The following is a 26,360-nucleotide window of genomic DNA, read 5'->3' on the forward strand; positions in this document are numbered from 1 at the left end:
CACCGGATGTCCGAAGAGCCCCATTGGCTGCGACGTGACAATGGAACTGATTGAGAATCGTTGAGGTCACCTTGTTCGCATTCGTGCCAAGTCTGGCCTTCAGGTCGGCGGTATGGAACTTGTAGGTGCCCAACGCATTGTTCTGGCGACCGAAGGCGGTCGGGACAGCGCGGACGACGTACTTCGAGCCACCCTGGTTCGTGACGTACGCGGACTCGACAAGCCACTTACCCAGGTACGGGTCAGCGACGAGCGGATAGACGACATCCTCGACCGCGTCAATGTCCACATGCTGAGTGAGCACCCCGTCAGCGTAGGTGAACCACGTGGGGATCTCTTGGCCGATCGCATCCTTTGCCCACGGCTCCGCAACGCCACCGAGATACTCGCCCTTGCTGTTGAGATAGGCCATAGCTCCACCCTCAAGGAGCTCTGCGGTGGCGTCACTCGGCAGGTCCAGCGCGAAATCGTAGGTGCGTGGCGCCGTTGCATCATCGATCCGGATCGCGAAGAGTGCGGATGCATCGTCGAGAAGCACAGCCTCGACCTCGCTCGATGCACCGGTCTCTTCCGCGGTCAAACTAATCGTTCCGCTATCGGACGAGATCGAGATCGTGTCATCTTTCACCGTCGCGTCAACATCACCCACCGATGTCGATGAGACGGTGGATGGTGCGATCATCTCTGCGATCTCGGGCGCTGCGGCTCGCAGTTCTTCTATCGTGTCCGCCTCGTTCTCGGCGCTAGCGGCATGCGGTGTCGTGACGGCGATGCCTACTACCAGAGATGCGGCGATTATTGATCTGAGACGCACTATTCAACCCTCCAGGTCGTGTGTTCATGTCTTCTCAGTCTCGGGTGTCTGGTCCAGATTGAAACCTCAAATCCGGGACCGATACGTCCCCAGTCGGTTCCGTGCGGCTTCGAAGCACGGCACGATTCTGCTCGTACCGATACAGATAAACAGGAGCTACGAGTGGTCAAAGTGAAGCGGTTGATTCAGTCCATCATCGGCGTATCTGCGTCAGTGATCATGGTCGCTACCGGGGGGACAGCGGCGCACAGTGCGACAAGCTACAGCGAAGAGACACCGCCCCCGGTCGAGGTTGGATCCCTCTCGCAGTTGACCAACGCGGAGGCGGATCTTCTCGCCAGCGACGACCTGAAGCGAGTCAGCGTCGATCCCTACACGGGGGACGTCACGTCGGTGGTTCCCATGTCAGAGGCGGAGCTGAATGAGGAGGTCTTCGGCTCGCTTCCGCCCCAGGGAAGCATCAGCACGAGAGCGGCATCGCCAAACTGCACGAGCACCTCACAGCCGTGCTGGCACGCGGCCACACCCAGCATCAACTATCGGTTCACTCTCGGCACAACCAAGGGAACCTGGGGTGCCCGCAAGGACTTCTGGACAGGAAACTACTACGCGAAGCTCTGCTGGATCGATCCTCTGCCGACGAACCCGTTCAACCCGGGTACTGTGTGCATGCCTCTTCGCAACGGAACCAAGGCGTGGATTCAGATAGGTTTCACGGTCACCGGAAAGCAGGTGAACGTTTCCAGCATTCGATGATGCCTCGTGGCATGCGCGCACCTCAGCGTTCATGCTGCTGCTGAGATCGCACTGCGATTGAAGAGCCGCCCCGACACCGTCGTCGGGGCGGCTCTGGGTTTTACCTCTACTCGTCGATGCGCTCGGTGCACCACCACGACCGTGAGGCATCGGTGCCAGCGGGCGCAGCGGGTCCGGACTGCAGACGCAGCAGTGATGGAGAATCGCGGCTCCGAGAGTGAAATGACCCGCATGAGTCGGTGGCGCTAGAACAGGGCATCCCGATCGAGGCCTCCCTGCGCGCTCGACAGCATTTCCTCGTATGTCGACGCGTGACCTGTGGTGTCGCGCGAGTCGCGCCGTCGCAGCCCCGATTCCTACCGTGAAGAAACCTCGTCCCACCCGAAGCCAGGAGGCCTCCGCATGAACCGTCGTCTGATCCGCGCTGCCGCCGTGGCGCTCCCGCTCGTGCTCGCGGGGAGCCTCGCCGCCTGCGCGTCCACGCCCGCTCCCGCGGTCTCACCGGCGGCCGGCGGCGACCCCGTCACCGGAGGCACGCTGACCTACCTCGAGCACCAGGCCTACACGAACCTGTATCCGCCGCAGGCCGGCTTCTACCCGAACGGCGGCATCGTCAACAACATCGCCGCCCGGCTCACCTGGCAGAACCCGGAGACGCTCGAGATCGAGCCGTGGATCGCCGCGGAGTGGACCGTGAACGACGACGCCACGGAGTACACCTTCGACCTCAACCCGGACGTGACGTTCTCGGACGGCACACCCGTGGACGCCGCCGCCGTGGCGAAGAACTTCGACACCTACGGGCTGGGCGACGCCGAGCGCGGGCTCACCGTCTCCGAGGCCATCAACAACTACGCCGGCAGCGAGGTGGTCGACGAGGACACCGTGACGTTCCGCTTCAGCGCGCCGTCGCCCGGATTCCTGCAGGCGACGTCGACCATCAACTCGGGACTGCTGTCTCCGGAGACCCTGGACGGCACGATCGAGGACTTCGGCGCGGGCAACGCGGAGGACATCATCGGCTCCGGTCCCTTCACGGTCACCGACGAGAAGCTCGGCACCGAGTACACCCTCACCGCCCGCGACGACTACGCCTGGGGCCCGGACAGCGCCGAGAACGACGGTCGTCCCTACCTCGACGCCGTGCACGTGCTGGTCACGCCCGAGGACTCCGTCCGCATCGGGTCGCTGCTCGCGGGTCAGGCCGACTACGTCCGCTACGTCCAGGCGTTCGACGAGGACCGCGTCGAGGGCGCCGGATTCACGCTCTACGCCCCGCAGACCCGCGGCGTGAACAACTCGATCGCCCTCCGCCCGGAGAACCCGCTGCTGTCCGACATCCGCGTGCGCCAGGCGATCATCGCCGCGGTCGACGCGCAGGAGGTCGTCGACACCCTGTTCACCGAGAACTACCCGGTGGCCACGTCGGTGCTGTCCTCCCAGGCCGCGGGCTACAAGGACGAGTCCGCGCACTACGCCCACGACCCGGAGAAGGCGGAGGCGCTGCTCGACGAGGCGGGCTGGGAGCCCGGCGCCGACGGCATCAGGGAGAAGGACGGCGAGCGGCTGTCGATCACGGTCTACGAGGCCAAGCCGCAGCCGCTGTCGAAGCAGACCCTGGAGCTCGTGGCGCAGCAGCTCGCGGCGGTCGGTGTGGAGCTCACCGTCAAGCCCGGCGATGCGGGCAGCTACGCGGAGGACACGCGTGATCCGCTGAAGACGGGGTTCTACCACTCGATGGTCGGGCGTGCCGACCTCGACGTGATCAAGAGCCAGTACTTCACGAAGAACCGCGACGTGCTCATCTCTCAGGACGCGACGCTCGACGAGCTGCTGCTCGCCGTCGCCTCTGAGCCGGACGCCGAGAAGCGGGTGGCCGCCTCGCAGGCCGTGCAGGACTACATCGCGGAGCAGGCGTACGTGATCCCGCTCTTCGAGGAGCCGCAGGTCTACGGTGCGGCCACGTATGTGCACGGCGTCGCCTTCGAGTCGGTCGGCCGGCCCACGTTCTCCGGCGTGTGGCTCGCGGAGCACTGAGGATCACGGTGACCCCATGACCTTCGTCCTCCGACGGGCCGGGCAGGCCGCGATCGTGCTGATCGCGGCCTTCACGGCCACGTTCTTCCTGCTGCAGCTGCTGCCGGGAGACGCCATCCTCATCAAGTTCTCCGACCCGAGCCTGGGGCTCTCGCCGGAGCAGCTCGACGACATCCGCGCGACCTACGGCGCCGACGTGCCGTGGGGGGAGCAGTACCTGCACGCGGGTCTCGGCTTCCTGGCGGGCGACTTCGGCTACTCGACCCAGTACGGCACCCCGGTGCGGACGATGCTGGCCGAGGCGCTGCCCGCCACGCTGTTGCTCGCGGCGCTCGGACTCCTGGTCGCGGTCGTGCTCGCGGTGCTGATCGCGGCGCTCTCCGCGCTCGCCCCCTTCGCGTGGCTGCGGGACGGCCTGCGCCAGGTGCCGGGACTGTTCGTCGCGGTCCCGGTGTTCTGGCTCGGGATCCTGCTCATCCAGGTGTTCTCGTTCGGACTCGGCTGGGTGCCGATCGTGGGGGCTGATCCTGTCAGCGGGCTGATCCTGCCCGTCCTCACGCTCGCCGTGCCGATCTCGGCGCCGCTCGCCCAGGTGCTGGTCCGGTCGATCGACCGGGTGCAGGCGCAGCCGTTCGTGACCGTGGTTCGCGCGAAGGGGGCGCCGCCGGCGTGGGTGCTCACGCGCTCGGTCGCACGCAACGCCGCCGTCCCGACGCTCACCATCGCGGGGGTGCTGTTCGGAGAGCTCGTCGGAGGCGCCGTGGTCACCGAGACGGTGTTCGGCCGCACCGGCATCGGACGCCTCACGGAGCAGGCCGTCGCGAACCAGGACATCCCGGTGCTGCAGGGAGTGGTGATGCTGTCGGCGCTGGGGTTCGTGGTGATCAGCTTCGCCGTCGACCTCGCCACGCCCCTGATCGACCCGCGGCAGCGGCGATCGGCGCGCGCCGCCCGTTCCCGCCCCGTCCTTCCCGCCGCCCAGGAGGTGCCCGCATGACCGCTCCCGTGATCGCCGAGACGTCGGTCGAGACGTCGGGTGCCCCGACCGCGCCGTCCGCCCCGGCGCCCGTCTCCGCATCCCGTCCGCGACGGCGGTCGCGTGCCTGGGGACTGTACCTCGCGTTCGCGGTCGTCGCCGTGGCGGTGCTGTGGGCGGTGATCCCCGGCGTCTTCGCGCCGGGCGACCCGCTGACCGGCGTACCCGCCGACAAGCTCCTGCCCCCGAGCGCCGCGCACTGGTTCGGGACCGACGCGCTGGGCCGCGACCTGTTCGGCCGGGTCGTGCACGGCGCGGTGCACTCCCTGTCAGGGGCGCTCATCGCCGTGACCGTCGGCCTCGCGCTCGGCACGCTCCTCGGGGCCGTCGCCGGCGCGACCGGCGGCATCGTGGACGACGTGCTGATGCGGATCGTCGACGTGCTGCTGGCCATCCCCGGGCTGCTGCTGTCGCTCTCCGTCATCATCCTGCTCGGATTCGGAACGGTGAACGCGGCGATCGCCGTGGGACTCGGCAGCGTCGCCGCCTTCGCCCGGCTCATGCGCGCCGAGGTGGCGCGGGTGCGCCGCACCGAGTACGTCGAGGCGGCGTACGGCAGCGGCGGCACCTTCGTCGCCGTGCTGCGCCGGCATGTGCTCCCGAACGCCCTCACCCCGATCGTCGCGCTCGCCGCCTTGCAGTTCGGCACGGCGATCCTCGCCATCTCCACCCTCGGCTTCCTCGGCTACGGAGCCCCGCCGCCCACCCCCGAGTGGGGGCTGCTGATCGCCGAGGGACGCAACTACATCGCGACCGCCTGGTGGCTCACGGCGCTGCCCGGCCTCGTCGTGGTCGCCGTCGTGCTCAGCGCCAACCGCATCAGCCACCGGCTCGGAAGGAGCCCCCGATGACACTGGCGACCCCTCCGTCACCAGCCTCACCCGTCCTCGCCGCGACGGACCTGCGGGTCTCGTACGCCGGTCGCGAGGTCGTGCACGGCGTCTCCTTCGCCATCGCCGAGGGGGAGACGCTCGCCCTGGTCGGCGAGTCGGGCTCCGGCAAGTCCACCACGGCGCACGCCCTCCTCGGCCTGCTGCCGCAGGGCGGACGGGTCGAGGGCGGCCGCGTCCGCCTCGGCGACCTCGACATCTCCGGATGGTCGGATCGGGCGTTCCGCGGCATCCGCGGGTCGGAGATCGGGCTGGTGCCGCAGGATCCGACGACGTCGCTCGACCCGGTGCGCCCCGTCGGCGTGCAGGTCGCCGAGGTGCTGCGCCTGCACGGGCATCGCGACCGTCGTTCCCGGAACGCCCGCGTGCTCGAGCTGCTCGACCGCGTCGGGCTGGACGACCCCGATCTGCGCGCCCGACAGTATCCGCACGAGCTCTCCGGCGGCATGCGGCAGCGGGTCCTCATCGCGGCCGCGATCGCCCTCCGGCCTCGACTGCTCATCGCGGACGAGCCCACCAGCGCCCTCGACGCCACGGTGCAGCGCCGCGTGCTGGACCTGCTGGACGAGCTGCAGCGCGAGGACGGCACGAGCATCCTGCTCGTGACGCACGACCTCGGCGTCGCCGCGGACCGGGCGGCGCGGATCGCGGTGCTGAAGGACGGTCGGATCGTGGAGCAGGGGCCGAGCGCGCAGGTGCTCGCGGAGCCGGAAGACCCGTACACGCGGCAGCTGCTCGCGGACGCGCCCGGCTTCACGACCGGCTTCCGGCGTCCGGACGCGCCGCCGTTCCTCCGGGATGCCGCGGCGGTGGCCGCCGAGAGGCCGTACGAGATCGTGGCCGCGGGCCTCGTGAAGGAGTTTCGGGTCGCGGGTCGTGAGCGCTTCCGGGCGGTCGACGACGTCTCCTTCCGGGTGCGCCGCGGCACGACCCATGCGCTGGTCGGCGAGTCCGGATCGGGCAAGTCCACGACCGCGCGCCTGGTCACGCGCTTCCTCCGTCCGGACGCCGGGACCGTGGAGCTCGCGGGGGAGGACGCGACGGCCGTCGAGGGGGCGCGACTGCGTGCGCTGCGCCGACGGATCCAGCTCGTGTACCAGAACCCCTTCGCCTCGCTCGATCCGCGGCAGCAGATCGCCGACATCGTGGCCGAGCCGCTGCACAACTTCCGCATCGGCGGCCGGTCCGAGCGTCGGGATCGCGCGGTCGCCCTGCTCGAACGCGTGGCGCTGCCGGCGGATGCGGCCCGCCGTACGCCGAGTGAGCTCTCCGGCGGGCAGCGGCAGCGGGTCGCGATCGCACGGGCGCTCGCCGTCGACCCCGAGATCCTCGTGCTCGACGAGGCGGTGTCGGCGCTCGACGTGACGGTGCAGGCGCGCATCCTCGAACTGCTCTCCGCGCTCCAGGCCGAGCTCGGACTCACCTACCTCTTCATATCGCACGACCTCGCCGTGGTGCGTCGCATCAGCCACACCGTCTCCGTCATGCACCGCGGTCGCGTGGTGGAGGACGGGCCGACCGAAGAGCTGTTCCACGACCCGCAGCACGAGAACACCCGGGAGCTGCTGGCCGCGGTCCCCGGCCGAACGGAGATCCTCGCATGAGCGCCACCACCCCTCGTCCCACCGTCGCGTTCTTCACGCGGCTCCTCGACGACGCGTCCCCGGCCGACCGCTACCGCCTCGCCCTGACGCAGATCCAGCACGCCGAGGAGCACGGCGTGGGGAGGGCGTGGGTGGCGCAGCACCATTTCCGGGCGGCGGAAGGCGGGCTGCCCTCGCCGCTCGTCTTCCTCGCGCACGCGGCGGCTCGCACCTCCCGGATCCGCCTCGGCACCGGGATCATCACCCTGCCCCTCGAAGACCCGGTCCGCGTGGCCGAGGACGCCGTGGTGGCCGACCTGCTCGCGGACGGGCGGATCGACCTCGGGCTCGGCAGCGGCGGCACCCCGTCGTCCTTCGCGCCCTTCGGGGAGGACGTGCGCGACAAGGGGCCCACCTACGACCGCAAGCTCAGTCTCCTGCTCGACGCTCTCGCCGGCCGGGACATCGGTGCGGGGAACACGCTGTATCCGGACGCGGGGTCGCTGGCCGCGCGCATCTGGCAGGCGACGTTCTCGGCACCCGGCGGTCATCGGGCGGGCGTCCACGGTCACGGACTGCTGCTGTCCCGCACGCAGCCCCGCCCCCACGACCGGCTGCACGCGCCGCTGTCCGCCCTGCAGGACCCCATCATCGACGCGTACCTCGACGCGCTGCCCGCAGAGGCGACCCCGCGCATCACCGCCTCCCGCACCGTGTTCGTGGCGGACGACCGCGCCGAGGCGCTCCGGTTCGCCGAGGTCGGGTTGCGGCGCGCGGCCGAGGGCTTCCGTCGGCAGGGCCAGACGATCCCCGGAGACGACCTCGACGACCTCATCGCCGCGCTCGACACGCATCTCGGCACGCCCGAGGAGGTCGCCGCCTCGCTCGCCGCGGACACGACGCTGCACCGCGCGACCGAGGTGGCGTTCCAGGTGCACTCGGTCGACGCACCGCACGCCCACGTCCTGCGGTCGATCGAGCTGTTCGCGACGGAGGTCGCCCCGGCCCTCGGCTACGCGCTGTCCCCGCCGGATCCCGAGAGCACCCGCACTGCCGAGAACACCCCCACCGTGAAGGAGAACGCATGACCGCCGACATCGTCGACCAGCTGACGGGGGTGACGCCGGAGCTCGATGCGCTGCGTCGTCGCCGTCCTGTGACCAGGGAGGAGCTCCAGGCGAGCTTCGACGCGCTGTTCCACCCGGTCTCCGCGGAGCACGTGTCGCTCGCCGAGCGCGCGCTGATCGCGGCGTTCGCGACCGCGCTCGCCGGTGAGGACGACCCCACGGCGGAGTTCTACGCCGGGAGAGCGCGCGAGATCGACCCTGAGCGCGCCGCGATCGTCGCCCGAGAGGCCGAGGCCGCCGCGACCACCGGACCGTTCGGTGCCTACACCGAACGCGGGCTGGAGGCCGAGAGCACCGACGGCGCGCGGTACGTGCCGGACGCGGCGGCGTCGGCTGCCCTGGGGGAGCGCCTCGCGGCGGCTCTCGCGCACACGCACCTGCTGGTGTTCCGCCCCCGCGAGGCATCAGGCACCGACCTCGGCCGTCTGCACGACGCCGGTTGGTCGACGGACGGGATCGTGACGCTGTCGCAGCTCGTGTCGTTCCTCGCCTTCCAGCAGCGGGTCGTCACCGGCCTCCGCGTGCTCCAGAAGGCCGGACTCACCGCCACCGCTACCGACACCGCCACCGCTACCGACACCGACACCGACGAGGAGGCCGCATGACCGCCGCCGACACCGTGCTCCGCCACGACGACGCCCCCTATCCTGACGCCTTCACCCGCGCCGAGGTCGGCTGGACGCCGCACCTCGCGCCGCTGGCGGAGGAGGATCTCACTCCGCGGCACCTCGACGGCCTCGTCGACGCCGCCCGCGCGAAGAACGAGTACTTCCGGCTGCTCGCGCGCGACCCCGAGGTGCTTCGCGCGCGCACCCTCGTCGACAAGGACATCTTCTACAACACTGCGGAGGGGCTGCCCCGCGCGGAGCGGGAGCTCGCCGCGACGGCCGCCTCCCGCCGCAACGGCTGCGTCTTCTGCGCCTCCGTGCACTCCCGGTTCGCGGCGCACCACGGCAAGCGGCCGGAAGCCGTCGACGCGCTCCTCGCCGAGGGCGTGGACGCAGACCTCGGGGAGCGCTGGAACGCGATCGTCGCCGCCGCGGTCGCGCTGACCGACACGCCCCGCGCGTTCGGTCCCGCGCACATCGCGCGCCTCCGTGCGGCCGGACTGGACGATCTCGAGATCGCAGACGTCGTGCACGGCGCGGCCTTCTTCAACTGGGCGAACCGGCTGATGCTCTCGCTCGGCCGCCCCACTGCTCCCGCCTGACCGACAGGGAGGCCGTCGCCGGATGCGCTACCGTCGCATCATGACAAGCCGTCTGCGGCGCCGAAGCCTCCCTGTCGTCGGCTTCGTCGCTGCGGCCGTCATGCTCGTCGGGTGCGCGCCGAGCATCGAGAGCCTCGTGCGGGTGAGCCTCGCGGATTCCATCGAAGACGCGCAGGAAGACATGTGGGAGCACCGCGGCAAGATCGTCACGGACCCGGAAGTGACCATCGCCGAACTCTCCCTCGCCTCCGACCTCCGGGACGGAACCGACGAGCTCGACGGCAACCCCCTCAAGCTCCTCGACCTCGACAAGAGGGGCGAGGGCACCACCCTGACACTCCTCGCATTCGGTGGCGCGCAGACGGGCGGTGGCTGGTGGTACGAGCAACGCCAGGGGGCGGTGTGCTTCACCCTGACCTTTCCGCGAGGCGAAGAGGTCGTGGAGACCGGCCCCGCGGACTGCCCGGACATCCCGGAACTGGACGGCATCGAGGACGTCGTCCCGCTCGAAGAACTAGACGTCAGACTCACCGCCACCAAGGCCGACTACCCCGACTCGGTGTGCCAGTGCTACAGCGGCAGTGAGTGCGACTGCCCCGGAGGGTAGGCGATCGGGTCGGATCCCGTCGCCGCAGCAACTCCGCTCCGGTGCCACCCTGATCCCTCAGGGGACGAGGATGATCTTCCCCGAGGCGGCGCCGGTCTCCATGAGCTCATGGGCCCGGGCCGCCTCGGCGAGGGGCAGCTCCGGGCCGAGCTCGATGGTGAAGTCGCCCGCGGCCAGGAGGTCGACCGTCTTCTGCAGCGCTTCTGCGCGCCACTCCAACTCCTGCGGCGTGAGCGGCTCGGGGGAGCCGCCGGAGAACGCCCGGATGCCGAAGTCGGCGGCGTCGGGACCGCGGACGATGGTCGCGATGCGGTCGCGGTCGGCGACCAGGGCGAGGGAGGTCTCGATCGCCTCGTCGGTGCCCGCGCAGTCCAGGACGACGGTCACGGGGGAGGGGGCCGCCGCGCGGACGCGGTCGAGCAGGCCGTCGCCGTAGGCCACGGGGATCGCGCCGAGCTCGCGGAGCTGATCGTGCCGGGCGGGGCTCGCGGTGGCGATCACGGTCGCGCCCCAGGCGACGGCGAACTGCACGGCGGCCTGGCCGACCGCACCCGAGCCCGCATGCACGAGGAGCACGTCGTCGGCCGTCACGGCGAGCGAGCGGAGGGACTGATAGGCGGTGCCGGCGGGGATGCCGATCGCCGCGCCCTCGGCCGCGGTGACGGCGTCCGGCAGCTTCACGAGCTTGTCGGCCTCGACCGCGAGGGCGGAGGCGTAGGTCCCGAGCGTGTCGCGGATCGCGACGCGGTCGCCGACCTCGAACCCGTCCGCGCCCTCGCCCAGCACCTCGATGACTCCCGCGCCGTCGAACCCGACCGGACGCGGCTCGGTGATCGGCGCGGACGGGCGCTTGCCGCCGCGGAGCTTGGCGTCGATGGGGTTGGCGCCGGCCGCCTCGATGCGCACCAGCGCCTCGCCGCGGACGGGCACGGGGTCAGGCACCTCCATGAGGTGGAGGACAGCGGGGGATCCGAACTCGGTGTAGACGATCGCGCGGGCCATGCCCTCAGGCTACCCGGCGAGGGTCACTTCCCCGCGAGCGCCTTGGTGATCCGCTGCGGGGACACCGGCTGCGCGGTGCCGAGACGCTGGGCGAAGACGCTGACCCGGTACTCCTCCAGCAGCCAGCGCACCTCGACGATCGCGGGCGGCGCGTCGGGCGCGAGGGGGATGGTGCCCCCGGCGTCTGCGAACAGCGCCGCCATCCGCTCGAACTCCGTCATCCGCGCGCGGTCCTTGCCCGGCTCGTTCGCGAGGGTCTTCAGCCGGTCGATGATGCCGTCGAGGTACCGGGGGAAGTGGGCGAGCCGGTCGACTCCCGCTGCCGCGACGAAGCCGGGGTGCAGCAGGCCGGAGAGCTGAGTGCGGATGTCGTTCAGCGGACCGAGCAGCGCCAGCGCGTTCTGCGACTTGATGCCGCGCTCCACCTCCCGCGCCTTCGCGAGGATGCGGGCGACCAGGGAGACGCAGGCGAAGAGCTCGTCGACGAGCACGGCGGACACGGCGTCGCGGACCCGGGCGAACTCGGCCGCGGTGCGCACGATGCCACGGTCCCGGCCGTCGGCGCCGTCGGTCGACGCGTCGATCACACGACGGGCGACGGCGGCTCGGCAGTCCTCGATGAGCGCGGCCGCCGACGGGTACGGCGAGGCGGCGAGCGCGAGCTTCTCCGCGCTGGTGAGGTGCTGCTGCACGTACGAGGACGGCGAGGGCACCGCGAGCAGGACGAGACGCAGCACGCCGTCTCGCGTGGCGGCGGCTGCGGCGTCGGGGGTCGCCTCGACCCGCACCGACACGCTCGTGCCGGCATCGATGATCGCCGGGTACCCGCGGACGACGCCGCCCGCGACCTTCGTGTCGATGACCGCCGGGAGGTCGCCGAACGTCCACGCCGTCAGCCCGGTCTGCTCGACGGGAGCGGCGGCCACGCGCTCCGCCCCGCGGGGCCCCGGTGCCTCCGCGCGCCCGGGTCGGGCGATGGAGCGGGCGACGCTGCTGCGCGCACGGTCGGAGAGCTCGGCCTGCAGCGTCCGGAGATCGCGCCCGGACCCGACCACCCGTCCCCGCTCGTCCACGGCGCGGAAGTTCATGCGCAGATGCGCCGGCACCCGTTCGTCGTCGAAGTCGGCGGCCGTGACCACCTGGTTCGCGAGCGGCTGCACGAGCCGTGCGAGCGCCTCCTTGAGAGTGCGCGGGGGGAGACCGCCGTGCACCTCCGGACCCTCGTGGGCCAGCGCCGCCCCGAACTTCTCCGCCCAGTCGGCGGCGGGGACGACGTGGCGCCGGATGGCCTTGGGCAGCGCACGCAGCAGTCCGGTGACGAGCTCGGCGCGGAGCCCAGGCACCTGCCAGTCGAAGCCGCGGTCCTCGATCTGGGCGAGCAGCGGCAGAGGCAGCACGACGCTCACGCCGTCGTCCGGTGCGCCCGGCTCGAACCGGTACGCGAGGCCGAGCACCTGGTCGCCCTGCGTCCACCGGGTCGGGAACTCGCGCTGGTCGGCGCGGTCCTCGTCGTCGATGAGGTCGCTCTCGCGCATCACGAGCAGCTTCGGCGTCGTCCTCAGCGCCTCGCGCCACCACTTCTCGAACGACCGCACGTCGAACACGTCGGCGGGGATGCGCTCGTCGTAGAAGCGGAATACGGCCTCGTCGCCGGCCAGGATGTCGCGGCGCCGCTCGCGCTCCTCGAGCTTCTCCAAGCGGCGGCGGAGCTCGGCGTTGCTGCGCCAGAACGCACTGACCCGCTTGTCGATGCGGGACGGATCCCATTCGCCCTCGACGAGCGCATGACGCACGAAGAGCTCGCGCGAGGCGGACCGGTCGATGCGGGCGAACTGCACGCGCCGGCGCGGGATGATCTCGACCCCGAACAGCGTGACCTTCTCGAACGCCACGGCGGCTCCGGCGTCCTTGGACCAGTGCGGCTCGGTGACCTGGCGCTTGGCGAGGTCGCCGGCGAGGGGCTCGGCCCAGGCGGGGTCGATGGCGGCGACGGTGCGGGCGAAGGTGCGGGAGGTCTCCACGATCTCGGCGGCCATGACCGCCCGGGGGCTCTTCTTGCGCAACCCCGAGCCCGGGAAGATCGAGAACCGGATGCCCCGCGCGCCCCGGTACTCGGTGATCCGGCGGCGGGCGTCCCCCGCGGGGGAGTGGGCCTTCCCCGCGGGGGCGGTGCGCTCGTCGAGGACGCCGATCTGCGACAGCAGGCCGGACAGCAGCGCGCGGTGGATGGCATCCGGATCGGCGGCACCGCTCGGCTCCGCCCCGCGGTCGGGGGTCTTGACGAGCGTCCGCAGCTGGCGATGCACGTCGAACCACTCGCGGACCCGCACGTAGTTGAGGTGCTCGCTGCGGCACAGCCGGCGGAACGCGCTGGAGCCGAGCGCGCGCTGCTGCTCTCGGAGGTGGTTCCAGAGGTTCAGGAGGGTGAGGAAGTCGCTCGTCGGGTCCACGAAGCGCGCGTGCAGCCGGTCCGCCTCCTCGCGGCGGTCCTCCGGTCGCTCGCGCACGTCCTGGATGGACAGCCCCGCCACGATCGCGAGCACGTCCCGCAGCACCGACCCCTGGGTCCCTGAGCCTGTCGAAGGGCCTGACCCCCTCTGGGTCCCTGAGCCTGTCGAAGGGCTCGCCTCGATGAGCATGCGCGCGAACCGCGGGTCCATCGGCATCCGGGCGATGTCGCGTCCGATCCGGGTGAGCCGGGGGCCATCGTCCGGGCCGTGCGCCGGTCGGAGGGCGCCGAGTTCGGTGAGCAGGTCGAACGCCGCCTTCACGCCTCGGGAGTCGGGCGGGGTGAGGAAGGGGAACGCGGTGATGTCGCCGAAGCCCAACGCGAGCATCTGCAGGATGACGGAGGCGAGGGAGGTGCGCAGGATCTCGGGTTCGGTGAACTCGGGACGCCGCGCGCAGTCCTCCTCGGAGTACAGGCGGATGGCGATGCCGTCGCTCGTGCGACCGGCACGACCGGAGCGCTGGTTCGCCGAGGCCTGGGAGATGGCCTCGATGGGCAGCCGCTGCACTTTCGAGCGGTTGCTGTACCGGGAGATGCGGGCGGTGCCCGTGTCGATGACGTACTTGATGCCGGGCACCGTGAGGCTCGTCTCGGCCACGTTCGTCGCGAGCACGACCCGGCGACGGACGCCGGCCACGGTGCTGCGCTCGAACACCCGGTGCTGCTCCGCGGCGGAGAGCCGACCGAACAGGGGGAGGACCTCGGTGGGTGAACGGTCCTTGGCGTAGGCGGCGCGCACGGCGTCGGCCGCATCCCGGATCTCCGCCTCGCCCGGCAGGAACACGAGCACGTCGCCTGGCGCCTCGCGGTCCAGCTCGCGGAGCGCCGCGACGATCGCGCTCACCTCGTCCTCCGGCTCGCCGGCGGCGTCCTGCTCCGCGTCCTCGTCGACGAGCGGGCGATAGCGGATCTCGACGGGATACGTGCGCCCCGACACCTCGATGACCGGCGCGGGGGTGCCGTCGGCGGCGGCGAAGTGCCGCGCGAAGCTCTCCGGGTCGATGGTGGCGGAGGTGATGATCACCTTCAGGTCCGGGCGCTCCGGGAGGATGCGGGCGAGGTAGCCCAGCAGGAAGTCGACGTTGAGGGACCGCTCGTGCGCCTCGTCGATGATGATCGTGTCGTAGCGCGTCAGCAGCCGGTCCCGGTAGATCTCGTTGAGGAGGATCCCGTCGGTCATCAGCGCGATCCGGGTCTCGTCGGAGACCTTGTCGGTGAAGCGCACCTTGTAGCCGACGAGCGTGCCGAGCTCGACCCGCAGCTCCTCGGCCACGCGCTCCGCGATCGTGCGGGCGGCCAGCCGTCGGGGCTGGGTATGGGCGATGCGCTCCCGGCCCAGCTCCAGCGCGATCTTCGGGAGCTGGGTGGTCTTCCCCGATCCGGTCGCGCCGGCGACGATGACGACCTGGTGGTCGCGGATGGCGTCGGAGATCTCGTCCCTGGCCGCGCTGACGGGCAGCTCCGGAGGGTAGGAGATCACGAGGGAGGACATAGCCCTCCATCGTATGCCGGGATGCACACCGGGGTCGCCGCGATCGCCGCATACGATCATCGGGTGATGACTGCTGCTCTCCGCCCCGTGCGCTGGTTCCGTGATTTCGGGCGGCCGCCGCGCATCCTCGGTCTCGACGTCGCGCGGGGTCTGGCGATCCTCGGCATGGCCGGTGCCCACGTCGGCGTGACGGAGGCGTTCGAGTGGGGCGACCCGACGACGTGGACCGACCTCGTGCACGGTCGCTCGTCGATCCTGTTCGCGCTGCTCGCCGGCGTCTCCATCGCCCTCATGACAGGACGCGACGTGCTGCCGGAGCGGGAGCGCGTCCCGAGCATCCGCCTCAACCTCGTCGGCCGCGGCGCGGTGATCTTCGTGATCGGTCTCGCCCTGGAGCTCCTCAACACGCCGATCGCCGTGATCCTCACCCTCTACGGCCTGCTGTACGTCGCCGTCATCCCGGTCCTGCGGTGGCGACCGTGGCAGCTGCTCCTCGGCGCCGCCGTCCTCGCCCTCGCCGGTCCGGCGCTGCTCGCTCTGCTCAGCGCGGTGGCGCTGCAGCCGTTCGGCGCGGGCATCGGGTTCGCGCTCTACGGCACCTATCCGATCACCGTGTGGCTGGCGCTCGTGCTCGGCGGCATGGCTCTGGGCCGGCTCCGGGTGCAGGAGCTGCGCACGGCCGTCGTCGCCCTCGTCGTCGGCGTAGTCCTCGCCGCGATCGGCTACGGCCTCGGCGCTCTCGGCGCGGGCGCGGGACTGGGCGGGACCGGATCACTCAGCTCCTCGACGAGCGGATACTCCGGGAGCGAGAGCATCGAGATCCTTGACGACGAGAGCCTGGACAGCCTCCCTGCCGAGAGCCTGTCGTCGTCGTCGTTCATCCCGGACGACGCGATGCCGCCGTCGGGCTGGGAGAGCTACCCCGAAGCGCTCGCCGCGACGGACCCGCTCGGCTCCATGGTCCGCGCGGTCTTCGCCGTCGACCCGCATAGCGGTGGCACCGCCGAGATCCTGGGCTCCGGCGGCTTCGCCCTCGCGGTGGTCGCCCTGTGCCTGCTGCTGAGCCGTCCGCTGCGCTGGCTGCTGCTGCCCCTCGGCGCGCTGGGGTCCATGCCGCTCACGGCATACAGCCTGCACGTCGTCTCCGTCGTCGTCGTCGCCGGCCCCGGCGGCTTCATCGCGGACAACGCCTTCTGGGCGCTCACGGCCCTGGCGCTCCTGATGGTCACGACGCTGTGGGCGATGTTCGTCGGCCGTGGCCCCCTGGAGCGACTTGTCGGGAAGGGCGCCGTCGCGATGGCGGCCGTCCCTCGCCGCTGACGCTTTTCGTCATCCGCACGGCCGCACCTGTCATCACAGGTCCTAGGCTGGGGGGATGACCATTCCTGCACTCGAACTGAACGACGGCAACTCCATCCCCCAGCTGGGCTACGGCGTCTTCAAGGTGCCGCCGGCGGAGACCGAGAAGGCGGTGAGCGAGGCCCTGGAGATCGGGTACCGCCACATCGACACCGCCGCGATCTACGGCAACGAGGAGGGTGTCGGCGCGGCCATCGCGTCCTCCGGCATCCCCCGCGAGGAGCTCTTCGTCACCACGAAGCTGTGGAACGACCGCCACCACGACGACGAGCCCCGCGCCGCCATCGGCGAGAGCCTGGAGAAGCTCGGCCTGGAGCAGGTCGACCTCTACCTCGTGCACTGGCCCACCCCGGCGAAGGACGACTACGTCCACGCGTTCGCGAAGCTCATCGAGCTGCGCGACGCGGGCCTGACCCGCAGCATCGGCGTCTCGAACTTCCTCGTGCCGCACCTGGAGCGCACGGTGAAGGAGACCGGCGTCGTCCCGGCCGTGAACCAGATCGAGCTGCACCCGGCGTACCAGCGCCGCGAGGAGGTCGCCTGGGCCGAGGCCAACGGCGTCCGCATCGAGGCCTGGGGTCCGCTCGGCCAGGGCAAGTACGACCTCTTCGGCACCCCGGCGATCGCGGAGGCGGCCGCCGCTCACGGCGTGACGCCCGCACAGGCCGTCCTGCGCTGGCACCTGCAGAAGGGCATCATCGTCTTCCCGAAGTCGGTGCGCCCCGAGCGCCTGCGCGAGAACCTCGATGTGTTCGGCTTCGAGCTGACCGACGCCGAGATCGCCGCGATCGACGCGCTCGACCCGCTCGACGGTTCCGGCCGCGTGGGCTCGCACCCGGACGAGGTCAACTGATCCCGCCCTCATGCCGGCCGCGGGCTCGGCACTGACGCCGTCACCGAGCCCGCACTGACCGGAGCCGCGCTCCACAGCACGGACACCGCACATGACGCCCCGTGTCGCTTCGCGCGACACGGGGCGTCCGCGTGGGTACCGTCGAGCGCATGACAGCTCCGCTCCGCGTCGTCGCCGTCTCGGGCTCCCTGCACGAGCCGAGCAAGACCACCGCCCTCCTCCGTGCGATCACCGCCGCGGTCGCCGAGCGTGCCCCCGTCGAGGCGCAGCTGATCGAGCTCACGCAGATCGGCCCCTCGCTCGCGGGTGCTCTCACCCGTGACCAGCTCCCGCCGGAGGCGGAGGCGCAGCTGAAGGCGATCGAGACCGCCGACCTGCTCATCGCGGGCAGCCCGGTGTACCGCGCCTCGTTCACGGGGCTGTTCAAGCACCTGTTCGACTTCGTGGACCAGTACGCCCTCGTCGGCACGCCGGTGCTCCTCGCCGCGACCGGCGGCGGCGAGCGGCACGCCCTCATGATCGAGCACCAGCTCCGTCCCCTGTTCGCGTTCTTCCAGGCGCTCACCCTCCCGCTCGGCGTGTACGCGAGCACGACCGACTTCGACGGCTACGAGGTGGCCACCGACGTGCTGCGGGCGCGGATCGCGCTCGCAGCCGAGCGCGCCCTTCCGCTCGTCGGCTACACCGCGTCTCGCCCCGCGGAGCTGCTCGTCGGCTGATCCGGGTCTCCCGGTCTCGCGGAGCTGCTCGACGGTTGAGCCTGTCCCGCCCCGCGGAGCTGCTCGTCGGCTGATCCGGGTCCGACCCCCAGCAGGCCTCCCCGGCGTAGCGTGGGAGCATGACGAACCGGCTCGCCGACACTCTCAGCCCCTATCTGCGGGCGCACGCGGACAACCCCGTCGACTGGTACCCCTGGGGGGAGGAGGCCTTCGCGGAGGCTCGCCGCCGGGACGTGCCGATGCTGATCTCGATCGGCTACTCCACCTGCCACTGGTGCCATGTGATGGCGCGCGAGTCGTTCGCCGACCCGGAGACCGCCGCCCGCATCAACGAGGGGTTCGTCGCGGTGAAGGTCGACCGCGAGGAGCATCCGCACGTCGACGGGGCGTACATGGCCGCCGCGTCCGCGTTCACCCAGAACCTCGGCTGGCCGCTCACGGTGTTCACCACGCCCGCCGGACGCGCCTTCTACGCGGGGACGTACTGGCCGCCGGAGGCGCGACCGCCGATGCCCGCGTTCCGCGATGTGCTGGCCGCGGTGCGCGAGGCGTGGACGACGCGACGGGCGCAGGCCGAGGAATCCGCCGACGCGGTGACCGCGGCGCTCGCCGAGGCGGCGGAGACCGCGGCGTCGAGCCTCCCGGACGCCGCCGCCCTCGCGGAGGCCGCCCGCGGTCTCGCCGCCAGGGAGGACGCGGAGTTCGGCGGCTTCGGCGGAGCTCCGAAGTTCCCGGTGGCCACGACCCTGCGGTTCCTCCAGGAGCCCCTCGTCCGCGCGGCCGCACCGGAGGCGGCGGCTGCGGCCGAGCGCGCCCTCGCGGCGATGGTGGACTCGGATCTGCGTGACGCCGACGGCGGGTTCTTCCGCTATGCGACCCGGCGTGACTGGACGGTGCCGCACTACGAGCGCATGCTGACCGACAACGCCCAGCTGCTCGAGGTCGCGCTCGACGCCGGCGACGAGGAGACCGCGCGCGGCATAGCCCGCTTCCTGCTCGGCACTCTGCGGCGGAAGGGCGGCGGCTTCGGCGCTGCGCAGGATTCCGAATCGTGGATCGACGGGGCCCGCAGCGAGGGGGGCTACTACCTCCGTCCCGTCGCGGAGCGCGCGGCGCTGGAGCCGCCCGCGGTAGACGGCAAGGTCATCACGGGATGGAACGGCCTCGCGATCGCGGCACTCGCCCGGGCGGGGGCGGCGCTCGGCGAGGACGCGTGGATCGCCGATGCCGCAGACGCGGCCGCGGCCGTGCTCGGCACCAACCGCGGGGCCGACGGCGCGCTCGTACGGGCCTCCCTGGACGGCCGACCCTCCGCCGCGGTCGCCACCGCAGCCGACCTCGCTCTCCTCGCCGACGGCCTGTTCGCCCTCGCGGCGGCGACGGGTGACGTCCCTCCGGCGGTCACGGGGCGCGACCTCCTCGACGGGGTGCTGGACGGCGCCGCGGGGGAGGACCCGCTGCTCCGTACGCAGGGCATCGCCGCCTCGCCCGACCACACCGACGGCGACCTCCCCTCGGACACGGCGGCGGTCGCGCAGGCCGCGCTCAGTGCCTGGCGGCTCGGAGCGGGGGACCGCTATCGCGCGGCGGCGGCCGAGCGGGTGCAGGCCCTTGCCTCCCGGGCACTCGCCCAGCCCTTCGCCCACGGCAGTCTGCTGCGGGTCGCCGCAGGACTCGCCACGGCGCCGCGGCAGCTCGTCGTGGTGACGGAGGACCCCGGTGGCGTGCTCGCCGCCGCGGCCCGCGGAGCCGATGCCGATGTCGTCGCCGTCGTCACGCCGGCGCAGGCCGCGGCGTTCGCCGCCGCGGGGTTCGAGCTGTTCGAGGGCAAGGAGGCGACCGCCGAGCGCGCCTACGACTGCCGCGCCTTCGTGTGCCGCCTGCCGGTGAGCGATCCGGCCGCGGTCTCGCGCGCACGGTGAGCGCCCTTCTCCGGCGCAGCGCTGTGCATTCTGCCTACCGTGCGGCGTCCTTCAGCCTGTCGAGTGCGCGCGATGCGCAGCTTCGAGTGCACGGTTTGCCCAGCGCCCGCCATCCGTTCTAGGGTGACGCGACCCCTCTCGGATCACAGCAAGGATGCTCTGACGATGACTCTCTCCGCCCGCGCCGGTCTCGACGCCGTGCCCGCCTACCGACAGGGGCGCTCCGCCCCGGCCGGTGCCTCCAAGCTCTCCTCGAACGAGTCCCCGCATCCGCCGCTGCCCTCCGTCGTGCGCGCCGTGCAGGACCGGGTGGCCGGCATCCACCGCTACCCGGACATGAGTGCCTCCGCGGTCCGGGAGGCGCTCGCCGCCCGGTATGCGGTGAACCCGGCGCAGGTGACCGTCGGCGCGGGGTCGGTGGAGATCGCCGCCCAGCTCATCCACGCGGTCGCCGGCGAGGGGGACGAGGTCGTCTTCGCGTGGCGGTCCTTCGAGGCCTACCCCTCGCTCGTCCGGATCGCCGGGGCGACGCCCGTCGCCGTGCCGCTGGATGCCGATCACGGACACGACCTCGACGCGATGCTCGCCGCGATCACCCCGCGCACGCGCCTCGTCTTCGTGTGCAACCCCAACAACCCGACCGGCACGGTCGTCGACGCCGAGGCCCTGGAGCGCTTCGTCGCCGCGGTGCCGCACGACGTCCTCGTCGTCATCGACGAGGCCTACGTGCACTTCGACCGCACGGACAGCCGCGGCGCCGGCATCGAGCTGTTCCGTCGCCACCCGCACGTCGCGGTGCTGCACACGTTCTCCAAGGCCTACGGCCTCGCCGGTCTCCGTATCGGCTATGCGATCGCCCCCGCCACGATCGCCGAGGCGCAGCGCAAGGTGGCCGTGCCGTTCGGGGTCACCGACCTCGCCCAGGCCGCGGCCCTCGCCTCGCTCGCCGCGGAGGACGAGCTCGCCGTCCGCATCGACGAGGTCGTGGCGCAGCGCGACCGGCTGTACACCGTGCTCACCGCCGCCGGCTGGCCCGCCGTCCGCTCGCAGGCCAACTTCGTCTGGGTTCCCGCGGGGGAGCACACCGCCGAGCTCGACGCCGTCCTGCACGCCGGGGGCGTGGTCGCCCGCGCCTTCCCCGGTGAGGGCGTCCGTATCTCGTCCGGCTCCGCCGCCGACATCGATCGGGTGGAAGCGGCCCTCGCGGCCTCCGGCGATTCCGACCACGATTCCGACCTGATGGAGGTGGGCGCGTGACCACCGAGGTCCCCGTCACCACGACGACCACGAAGGGCTTGCACCCGGGCCTCACCCGCCGCCAGATCTCCATGATGGGGCTCGGCGGCGCGATCGGCGCGGGGCTGTTCGTCGGCTCCGGGCAGGCGATCAGCATCGCCGGACCCGCCGTGCTCATCTCGTACCTCGTCGCGGGCGGCATCGTCGTGCTCGTGATGGCGATGCTCGCCGAGATGGTCGCGGCCCGTCCGAGCTCCGGCGCCTTCAGCTCCTACGCCCAGAAGGCCATGGGGCGCAGCGCCGGCAGCGCGGTGGGCTGGCTGTACTGGATCCAGCTCGTCGTCGTGATCGCCGCCGAGGCGACCGGCGCGGCCGGGATCGTGGCGAACTGGGTACCCGGGATCCCCGCGTGGGTCTGGGTGCTCGTGTTCGTCGTGGCCCTCACTGCGGTGAACCTCTTCGGCGTGCGCAATTACGGCCGCTTCGAGTTCTGGTTCGCGGCGATCAAGGTCGCCGCGATCATCGCCTTCCTCGTCGTCGGCGTATGCGCGATCGTCGGGCTCATCCCCGGCGTGCCGGCGACCGGCATCTCGAACCTCGTGGACCAGGGCGGCTTCGCGCCGCACGGCATCACCGGCATCGCGGCGGCGCTCCTCATCGTCGTCTTCGCGTTCGGCGGCACCGAGGTCGTCGCGATCGCGGCCGCCGAGTCGGACGACCCCTCTCGCAACATCCGCCGGATCGTGCGCGAGGTGCTCGTGCGCATCCTCATCTTCTACGTCGGCTCGATCTTCGTCATCGTCGCGGTGCTCCCGTGGGACGACCCCGCCGTCCAGGCCGGTCCGTTCTCGGCCGTGCTGGACACCCTGAACGTGCCGGGCGTCGGCCTCGTCATGGACCTCATCGTGGTGATCGCGCTGCTCTCGGCCATGAACGCCAACATCTACGGGGCGTCGCGGATGGCGTACTCGCTGGGGGAGCGGGGGCTGGCGCCGCTGTCCGTCACGCGGACGAGCCTCAAGGGCGTGCCGTTCGTCGCCGTCCTCGCCTCGGTGGCGTTCGGCTTCGTCACCGTCGGGTTGAACTGGGCGTTCCCGGATGTCGTGCTCCCGGCGCTGCTGAACGTCGTGGGGTCGACCCTGCTGGTGATCTGGACGGCGACGGCGATCTCGCAGATCGTGCTGCGCCGGCGGGCCGACCGCGCCGGCGAGGCGATGCCGATGCGGCTCTGGGGCTTCCCCTGGGTCTCGTGGCTCTGCCTGGTGCTGCTCGCGGCCGTGATCGCGCTGGCGATGGTCGACCCGGCCGCGCGCATCCAGCTGCTGCTCACGCTCGGGCTCACCGCCGTGCTGCTCGTCGTCGCCCGCCTGACGCGGGGTGTCTCCCGCCCCGGCATCGTCAAGGAGTGACGTGCGGATCGATCGCCTCGACGCCGCGCTGATCCGGCTCCTGACGGAGTCGCCGCAGCTGCCCCTCCTGGAGTGCGCGCGCCGGCTGGGCATCGCGCGGGGGACGGCCACCAGCCGTCTCGCGCGCTTGCACGAGGGCGGGGTGATCGAGGCGATCGTGCCGCGCATCGACCCCGCCGGCTTCGGGTACGGCGTCGTGGCGTTCTGCCTCGTCGAGATCGATCAGAAGGTCGGACACGACGACGTCGCCACCGCCCTCGCGGACGCGGTGCCGGAGATCGTCGACATGCACACCGTGACCGGCGCGAGCGACATGCAACTCCGGCTCGTCGCCCGCGATGCGACGCGGCTGCAGGAGGTGCTGGACCGGGTGGCCCTTGTGCCGGGGGTCGCGCGGACCGCGTCCTCCATCGCGATGCGCACGCATCTCTCCGGTCGCGTCCTCCCGCTCGTGGAGCACGTGGCCGACGAGGTCTCCTGACCCGGGGCCGCGCTGTGGCCGGCCAGCCCGCCGGTCAGACCCAGCCGGGCAGCCAGTTGTGCAGGCGCCAGAAGTCGTAGGGAACGCTCATCCCCGTCCACAGCGGCAGGAAGAACGCCGACACCAGGACGACGACGCTGAGGTAGATCAGGACGGTGCGCTCTCCCGACTGCCGGCGCGCGAGCGGATCCTCCCGGCGCCCGGCGATGATCCGCAGCGTGACGGTGAGCGCGAGCACGAGGAACGGCATCATCACGACCGTGTAGAACTGGAAGATCGTCCGGTCGGGGAACATGAGCCAGGGTACGTAGGTCACCGCGAGCCCCACGAGCGGCAGGCTGAGCGCCGGGCCGACCGGCTGCCGCGTGATCCAGCCGCGGATGAGGCGGTAGAGCAGGTACACGCTGGCCGCGACGCCGCCGTACCAGATGAGCGGGTTGGGGATCGCCGAGATCACGCCGATGCAGTGGTCGACGCCGCAGCCGGTGGGGTCGCTGTCGACCCACACCGCGGTCGGGCGGAGCAGGAACGGCCACTCCCACGCCGGGCTCGCGTAGGGGTGCCCGCGGGTGAGGCCCACATGGAAGCCGAGCATGGCCTCGTGGTAGTTCCACAGGGCGACGAGCGGGTTCGGGTCGCTGCCGCGGTCGTAGCCGTTCACCGTCACCAGCCACCCGGTCCAGCTCGCGAGGTACACCGCGAGAGCGGGGAAGACGAGGAGGACGAACGACACCGGCCCCTGCCGGAAGACCGCGGACGCCGGCCACACGACGACCCCGCCGCGGCGCCGGGCGAGGGCGTCGGTGATGACGACGTAGAGTCCGAAGCCCGCCAGCACGTACAGCCCCGACCACTTCACCGCCGAGGCGGCGCCGAGTGCGAGCCCCGCGGCGACGAGCCAGGGACGGCGCCAGAGGATCGGTCCCCACAGCGGGTGCTCGTCGTCGGGGTCCCGGCGTTCGAGCAGCGGGATCGTGCGCTGGCGGTCGATGAGCACGAACAGCACGCCCAGCAGCACGAAGAAGGTGAGGATGCCGTCGAGCAGCGCGATCCGGCTCATCACGATGCTGAGGCCGTCGATCGCGAGGAGCGTCCCGGCCACCGTCGCCGCCACGACCGAGCCGGTCAGCCGGCGCGCGATGAGGAAGACCAGCAGCACCGATCCCGCACCGAGGACGGCGGTCGCCAGACGCCAGCCGGCGCTGTTGTCCGGGCCGCCGATGGCCATGCCGAGCGCGATGAGCCACTTCCCGAGCGGCGGGTGCACGATGAAGGCGCCCTTGTTCGTCAGCGGGAGCTCCTGCAGGGTGACGAAGGCGTCGTTCGCGTTCTCGCCCCACACCCCCTCGTACCCGAGGCTCCACAGCGACCAGGCGTCCTTGACGTAGTAGGTCTCGTCGAAGGCGAGCTGGTGCGGGTGGCCGACGTTCGCCAGGCGCAGGACCGCCGCGAGCGCGGTGACCAGCAGCGGGGCCAGCCAGCCGATCGCCCGGCCCCAGTCCGGCGCGTGCAGCACGCGGTCACGGAGCCGCTCGTAGCGCGTGAGGCGCTCCTCGGGGAGAGGCAGGAGGGGCTCGGGCGCGGTCACCGGTCCAGCCTATACACACTCCGCCCTGTGCTCCCGGTATGCCGGCCCCGGGGCCGCTGCGGGTCCACGCCTAAGCTGGGCGGGTGATCATCCTCGCCGCGACCCCGATCGGAAACCTGGGCGATGCGTCGCGGCGCCTCGTGGAGGTGCTGGAGAACGCCGAGATCGTCGTCGCGGAGGACACCCGCACGACGCAGCGACTCCTGCAGGCCCTCAAGGTCGACAACCGGCCCCGCCTGATCGCGCTGCACGACCACAACGAGAAGCAGAAGGCCGCGGAGCTGGCGGCGCTCGCCGCGGAGACCGACCTCGTGGTGCTGAGCGATGCGGGCATGCCGACCGTGAGCGACCCGGGGTACGGCCTCGTCGCCGAGGCGGTGGCGCAGGGGGTCACGGTGACCGCGATCCCGGGGCCCAGCGCAGTGCTCATGGCCCTGGCCATCTCGGGGCTGCCGACGGACCGCTTCACTTTCGAGGGGTTCCTGCCGCGGAAGCCGGGGGAGCGCCGGGCGACCCTCTCCGCCCTCGCCACCGAGCCCCGCACGATGGTGTTCTTCGAGTCGCCCTCGCGCCTGGCAACGACTCTCACCGACATGGGGGCCGCCTTCGGTGCGGACCGCCGGATCGCCGTGTGTCGGGAGCTGACGAAGCTGTACGAGGAGGTCCGTCGTGGCACCGCGTCCGAGCTCGCCGCCTGGGCCGCCGACGGCGTGAGGGGCGAGATCGTGGTGGTCGTCGAGGGGGCGCCGCGGCGGGAGGCCTCCCCGGAGGACGCCCTCGCCCAGGTGCAGGCTCTGGTCGCGGATGGCACCCGCTTGAAGGAGGCGGCCTCCGAGGTCGCGGCCCTGACGGGCTTGTCCTCCCGGGAGCTGTATCAGGCGGCCCTCGCGGCGCGGTCACGGTGACTCCCGTCGCAGATTCGCACCGGGGTCGCAGGGATGCGGGGGACGGCTGCGACATGAGCCCGAGTCTGCGACCTCCCGCGGGACAGGACTCGGTCGCGCGCGCCTACGACGCGAGGGCCGTGGAGTACCGGGAGGCCGCGGGATGCCTGGGGCTGATGGATCCGCGCGACCGCGAGCTCATCCGGCGCTGGCGCGATGAGACCCCGGGGCGACTGCTCGATGCGGGATGCGGCCCCGGTCACTGGACGGCCTTCCTGCGCGGGCGCGACAGTGCGGAGCCCGGAACCGGACGGGACGTCGAGGGGATCGACCTCTCCACGGCCTTCGTCCACGGGGCGCGGGCACAGTATCCGCACCTCTCGTTCCATCACGGGTCGTTCCGGACGCTGCCGCAGGCATCGGGCACGATCGGCGGGGTCCTCGCGTGGTACTCCGTGATCCACACGCCTCCGACCGAGCTGCCGGACGTGTTCGCCGAGTTCGCCCGGGTGCTCGCCCCCGGTGGGAGCCTGCTCCTCGGCTTCTTCGTCGGCGAACCTCGGGTGGTCTTCCCGCATGCCGTCGCCCCCGCGTTCTTCTGGACGGCCGAGGCCCTGTCCCCGCTGCTCGCCGCGGCCGGTCTCGAACTGCAGTGGTCCGAGACCCGCGAGCGCGAACCCGGCGAGATCAGCTCTCGCCCCCACGGAGCCCTCCGCGCCCTCCGCCCCTGACCTGCCCTGTCCAGGCACACCCTCGCAGATCCGCACCGTCTCGCAGAGACTGACTCTATTCCTGCGACACCGACGCGAATCTGCGCCGGCGCGCGGGAGGGGCGGAGGGGAGGGG

At 71.7% G+C, this 26,360-nt stretch carries 22 protein-coding genes; 18 read left to right on the top strand and 4 right to left on the bottom strand.

Features of this window, described 5'->3' with window-relative positions; all coding sequences use genetic code 11:
• Positions 1–814, bottom strand: an 814-nt coding sequence (locus BK819_RS15990; RefSeq protein ID WP_371259858.1) for a hypothetical protein, incomplete at its 3' end; no start/stop codon positions are given.
• A gap of 162 nt (positions 815–976) precedes the next feature.
• Between BK819_RS15990 and BK819_RS16660 the strand changes: the two genes are divergently transcribed.
• The 9 genes from BK819_RS16660 to BK819_RS16030 all read left to right on the top strand — a co-directional run bounded on the left by BK819_RS16660 (position 977) and on the right by BK819_RS16030 (position 10,060).
• Complete coding sequence (locus tag BK819_RS16660) at positions 977–1,570, top strand: hypothetical protein (protein WP_143049340.1); 594 nt, start codon at positions 977–979, stop codon at positions 1,568–1,570.
• A gap of 402 nt (positions 1,571–1,972) precedes the next feature.
• Positions 1,973–3,607 carry a TIGR04028 family ABC transporter substrate-binding protein gene (locus BK819_RS15995; protein WP_071330021.1) on the top strand — a complete coding sequence of 545 codons (1,635 nt, stop codon included), beginning with the start codon at positions 1,973–1,975 and terminating at the stop codon, positions 3,605–3,607.
• 16 nt (positions 3,608–3,623) lie between these two features.
• The gene (locus tag BK819_RS16000) at positions 3,624–4,604 is read left to right on the top strand and encodes an ABC transporter permease (protein ID WP_071330022.1); all 981 of its coding nucleotides are present in this window, start codon (positions 3,624–3,626) and stop codon (positions 4,602–4,604) included.
• Positions 4,601–5,494, top strand: a complete 894-nt coding sequence (locus BK819_RS16005) for an ABC transporter permease (RefSeq protein ID WP_071330023.1) — start codon at positions 4,601–4,603, stop codon at positions 5,492–5,494. Before BK819_RS16000 ends, BK819_RS16005 begins: the two co-directional genes overlap by 4 nt.
• Complete coding sequence (locus BK819_RS16010) at positions 5,491–7,137, top strand: ABC transporter ATP-binding protein (RefSeq protein ID WP_071330024.1); 1,647 nt, start codon at positions 5,491–5,493, stop codon at positions 7,135–7,137. Before BK819_RS16005 ends, BK819_RS16010 begins: the two co-directional genes overlap by 4 nt.
• Positions 7,134–8,204 carry a putative FMN-dependent luciferase-like monooxygenase gene (locus tag BK819_RS16015; protein ID WP_071330025.1) on the top strand — a complete coding sequence of 357 codons (1,071 nt, stop codon included), beginning with the start codon at positions 7,134–7,136 and terminating at the stop codon, positions 8,202–8,204. Before BK819_RS16010 ends, BK819_RS16015 begins: the two co-directional genes overlap by 4 nt.
• On the top strand, positions 8,201–8,848 hold the full coding sequence (locus BK819_RS16020; RefSeq protein WP_071330026.1) for a CMD domain protein: 648 nt from the start codon (positions 8,201–8,203) through the stop codon (positions 8,846–8,848). The genes BK819_RS16015 and BK819_RS16020 overlap by 4 nt, the downstream gene beginning before the upstream one ends.
• A complete protein-coding gene (locus BK819_RS16025) occupies positions 8,845–9,453 on the top strand; it encodes an alkylhydroperoxidase domain protein (protein WP_071330027.1) in 609 nt (202 codons plus the stop codon). Before BK819_RS16020 ends, BK819_RS16025 begins: the two co-directional genes overlap by 4 nt.
• Before the next feature lie 40 nt (positions 9,454–9,493).
• Positions 9,494–10,060, top strand: coding sequence for a hypothetical protein (locus BK819_RS16030; protein ID WP_143049341.1), 567 nt, complete (start codon positions 9,494–9,496; stop codon positions 10,058–10,060).
• A 57-nt stretch (positions 10,061–10,117) separates the two neighbouring features.
• Here the strand turns inward: BK819_RS16030 and BK819_RS16035 are convergent, their stop codons facing one another.
• Together BK819_RS16035 and hrpA are read right to left on the bottom strand one after the other, a co-directional pair.
• Positions 10,118–11,062 carry an NADP-dependent oxidoreductase gene (locus BK819_RS16035; protein ID WP_071330029.1) on the bottom strand — a complete coding sequence of 315 codons (945 nt, stop codon included), beginning with the start codon at positions 11,060–11,062 and terminating at the stop codon, positions 10,118–10,120.
• 23 nt (positions 11,063–11,085) lie between these two features.
• On the bottom strand, positions 11,086–15,063 hold the full coding sequence (hrpA, locus tag BK819_RS16040) for an ATP-dependent RNA helicase HrpA (RefSeq protein WP_071330030.1): 3,978 nt from the start codon (positions 15,061–15,063) through the stop codon (positions 11,086–11,088).
• Between the two features lie 66 nt (positions 15,064–15,129).
• On the opposite strand from hrpA, the gene BK819_RS16045 reads away from it, so the two are divergent.
• The 7 genes from BK819_RS16045 (at position 15,130) to BK819_RS16075 (ending at position 23,042) form a co-directional block, all read left to right on the top strand.
• Complete coding sequence (locus BK819_RS16045; RefSeq protein WP_083391842.1) at positions 15,130–16,383, top strand: heparan-alpha-glucosaminide N-acetyltransferase domain-containing protein; 1,254 nt, start codon at positions 15,130–15,132, stop codon at positions 16,381–16,383.
• Between the two features lie 55 nt (positions 16,384–16,438).
• Entirely contained in the window at positions 16,439–17,275 is an 837-nt protein-coding gene (locus BK819_RS16050) for an aldo/keto reductase (RefSeq protein WP_071330032.1), read from the top strand.
• A gap of 149 nt (positions 17,276–17,424) precedes the next feature.
• On the top strand, positions 17,425–17,994 hold the full coding sequence (gene msuE, locus BK819_RS16055) for an FMN reductase (protein ID WP_071330033.1): 570 nt from the start codon (positions 17,425–17,427) through the stop codon (positions 17,992–17,994).
• 119 nt (positions 17,995–18,113) lie between these two features.
• Positions 18,114–19,916, top strand: coding sequence for a thioredoxin domain-containing protein (locus BK819_RS16060; RefSeq protein WP_071330034.1), 1,803 nt, complete (start codon positions 18,114–18,116; stop codon positions 19,914–19,916).
• Between the two features lie 165 nt (positions 19,917–20,081).
• Positions 20,082–21,173: a histidinol-phosphate transaminase gene (gene hisC, locus BK819_RS16065; protein WP_071330035.1), complete on the top strand. Its 1,092-nt coding sequence runs from the start codon at positions 20,082–20,084 to the stop codon at positions 21,171–21,173.
• Positions 21,170–22,561: an amino acid permease gene (locus BK819_RS16070; protein WP_071330036.1), complete on the top strand. Its 1,392-nt coding sequence runs from the start codon at positions 21,170–21,172 to the stop codon at positions 22,559–22,561. The genes hisC and BK819_RS16070 overlap by 4 nt, the downstream gene beginning before the upstream one ends.
• Before the next feature lies 1 nt (position 22,562).
• The gene (locus BK819_RS16075) at positions 22,563–23,042 is read left to right on the top strand and encodes an Lrp/AsnC family transcriptional regulator (RefSeq protein WP_025105602.1); all 480 of its coding nucleotides are present in this window, start codon (positions 22,563–22,565) and stop codon (positions 23,040–23,042) included.
• 34 nt (positions 23,043–23,076) lie between these two features.
• Here BK819_RS16075 and BK819_RS16080 read toward each other — a convergent pair whose 3' ends face one another.
• Positions 23,077–24,630, bottom strand: coding sequence for a dolichyl-phosphate-mannose--protein mannosyltransferase (locus BK819_RS16080; protein WP_071330037.1), 1,554 nt, complete (start codon positions 24,628–24,630; stop codon positions 23,077–23,079).
• Positions 24,631–24,713: 83 nt separating this feature from the next.
• Between BK819_RS16080 and rsmI the strand changes: the two genes are divergently transcribed.
• Both rsmI and BK819_RS16090 read left to right on the top strand, forming a co-directional pair.
• Positions 24,714–25,535, top strand: coding sequence for a 16S rRNA (cytidine(1402)-2'-O)-methyltransferase (gene rsmI / locus BK819_RS16085; RefSeq protein ID WP_071330038.1), 822 nt, complete (start codon positions 24,714–24,716; stop codon positions 25,533–25,535).
• 53 nt (positions 25,536–25,588) lie between these two features.
• The gene (locus BK819_RS16090; RefSeq protein WP_071330039.1) at positions 25,589–26,245 is read left to right on the top strand and encodes a class I SAM-dependent methyltransferase; all 657 of its coding nucleotides are present in this window, start codon (positions 25,589–25,591) and stop codon (positions 26,243–26,245) included.
• Positions 26,246–26,360: the final 115 nt, after the last annotated feature.

This window comes from Microbacterium sp. LCT-H2, assembly GCF_001866135.1.
GTDB lineage: Bacteria > Actinomycetota > Actinomycetes > Actinomycetales > Microbacteriaceae > Microbacterium.

Excerpts from the sequence above, each read along its gene's own strand:
- BK819_RS15995 (WP_071330021.1), top strand. The coding sequence starts at position 1,973 with ATGAACCGTCGTCTGATCCGCGCTGCCGCCGTGGCGCTCCCGCTCGTG.
- BK819_RS16000 (WP_071330022.1), top strand. The coding sequence starts at position 3,624 with ATGACCTTCGTCCTCCGACGGGCCGGGCAGGCCGCGATCGTGCTGATC.
- BK819_RS16005 (WP_071330023.1), top strand. The coding sequence starts at position 4,601 with ATGACCGCTCCCGTGATCGCCGAGACGTCGGTCGAGACGTCGGGTGCC.
- BK819_RS16010 (WP_071330024.1), top strand. The coding sequence starts at position 5,491 with ATGACACTGGCGACCCCTCCGTCACCAGCCTCACCCGTCCTCGCCGCG.
- BK819_RS16015 (WP_071330025.1), top strand. The coding sequence starts at position 7,134 with ATGAGCGCCACCACCCCTCGTCCCACCGTCGCGTTCTTCACGCGGCTC.
- BK819_RS16020 (WP_071330026.1), top strand. The coding sequence starts at position 8,201 with ATGACCGCCGACATCGTCGACCAGCTGACGGGGGTGACGCCGGAGCTC.
- BK819_RS16025 (WP_071330027.1), top strand. The coding sequence starts at position 8,845 with ATGACCGCCGCCGACACCGTGCTCCGCCACGACGACGCCCCCTATCCT.
- BK819_RS16030 (WP_143049341.1), top strand. The coding sequence starts at position 9,494 with ATGACAAGCCGTCTGCGGCGCCGAAGCCTCCCTGTCGTCGGCTTCGTC.
- BK819_RS16035 (WP_071330029.1), bottom strand. The coding sequence starts at position 11,062 with ATGGCCCGCGCGATCGTCTACACCGAGTTCGGATCCCCCGCTGTCCTC.
- hrpA (WP_071330030.1), bottom strand. The coding sequence starts at position 15,063 with ATGTCCTCCCTCGTGATCTCCTACCCTCCGGAGCTGCCCGTCAGCGCG.
- BK819_RS16045 (WP_083391842.1), top strand. The coding sequence starts at position 15,130 with ATGACTGCTGCTCTCCGCCCCGTGCGCTGGTTCCGTGATTTCGGGCGG.
- BK819_RS16050 (WP_071330032.1), top strand. The coding sequence starts at position 16,439 with ATGACCATTCCTGCACTCGAACTGAACGACGGCAACTCCATCCCCCAG.
- msuE (WP_071330033.1), top strand. The coding sequence starts at position 17,425 with ATGACAGCTCCGCTCCGCGTCGTCGCCGTCTCGGGCTCCCTGCACGAG.
- BK819_RS16060 (WP_071330034.1), top strand. The coding sequence starts at position 18,114 with ATGACGAACCGGCTCGCCGACACTCTCAGCCCCTATCTGCGGGCGCAC.
- hisC (WP_071330035.1), top strand. The coding sequence starts at position 20,082 with ATGACTCTCTCCGCCCGCGCCGGTCTCGACGCCGTGCCCGCCTACCGA.
- BK819_RS16090 (WP_071330039.1), top strand. The coding sequence starts at position 25,589 with ATGAGCCCGAGTCTGCGACCTCCCGCGGGACAGGACTCGGTCGCGCGC.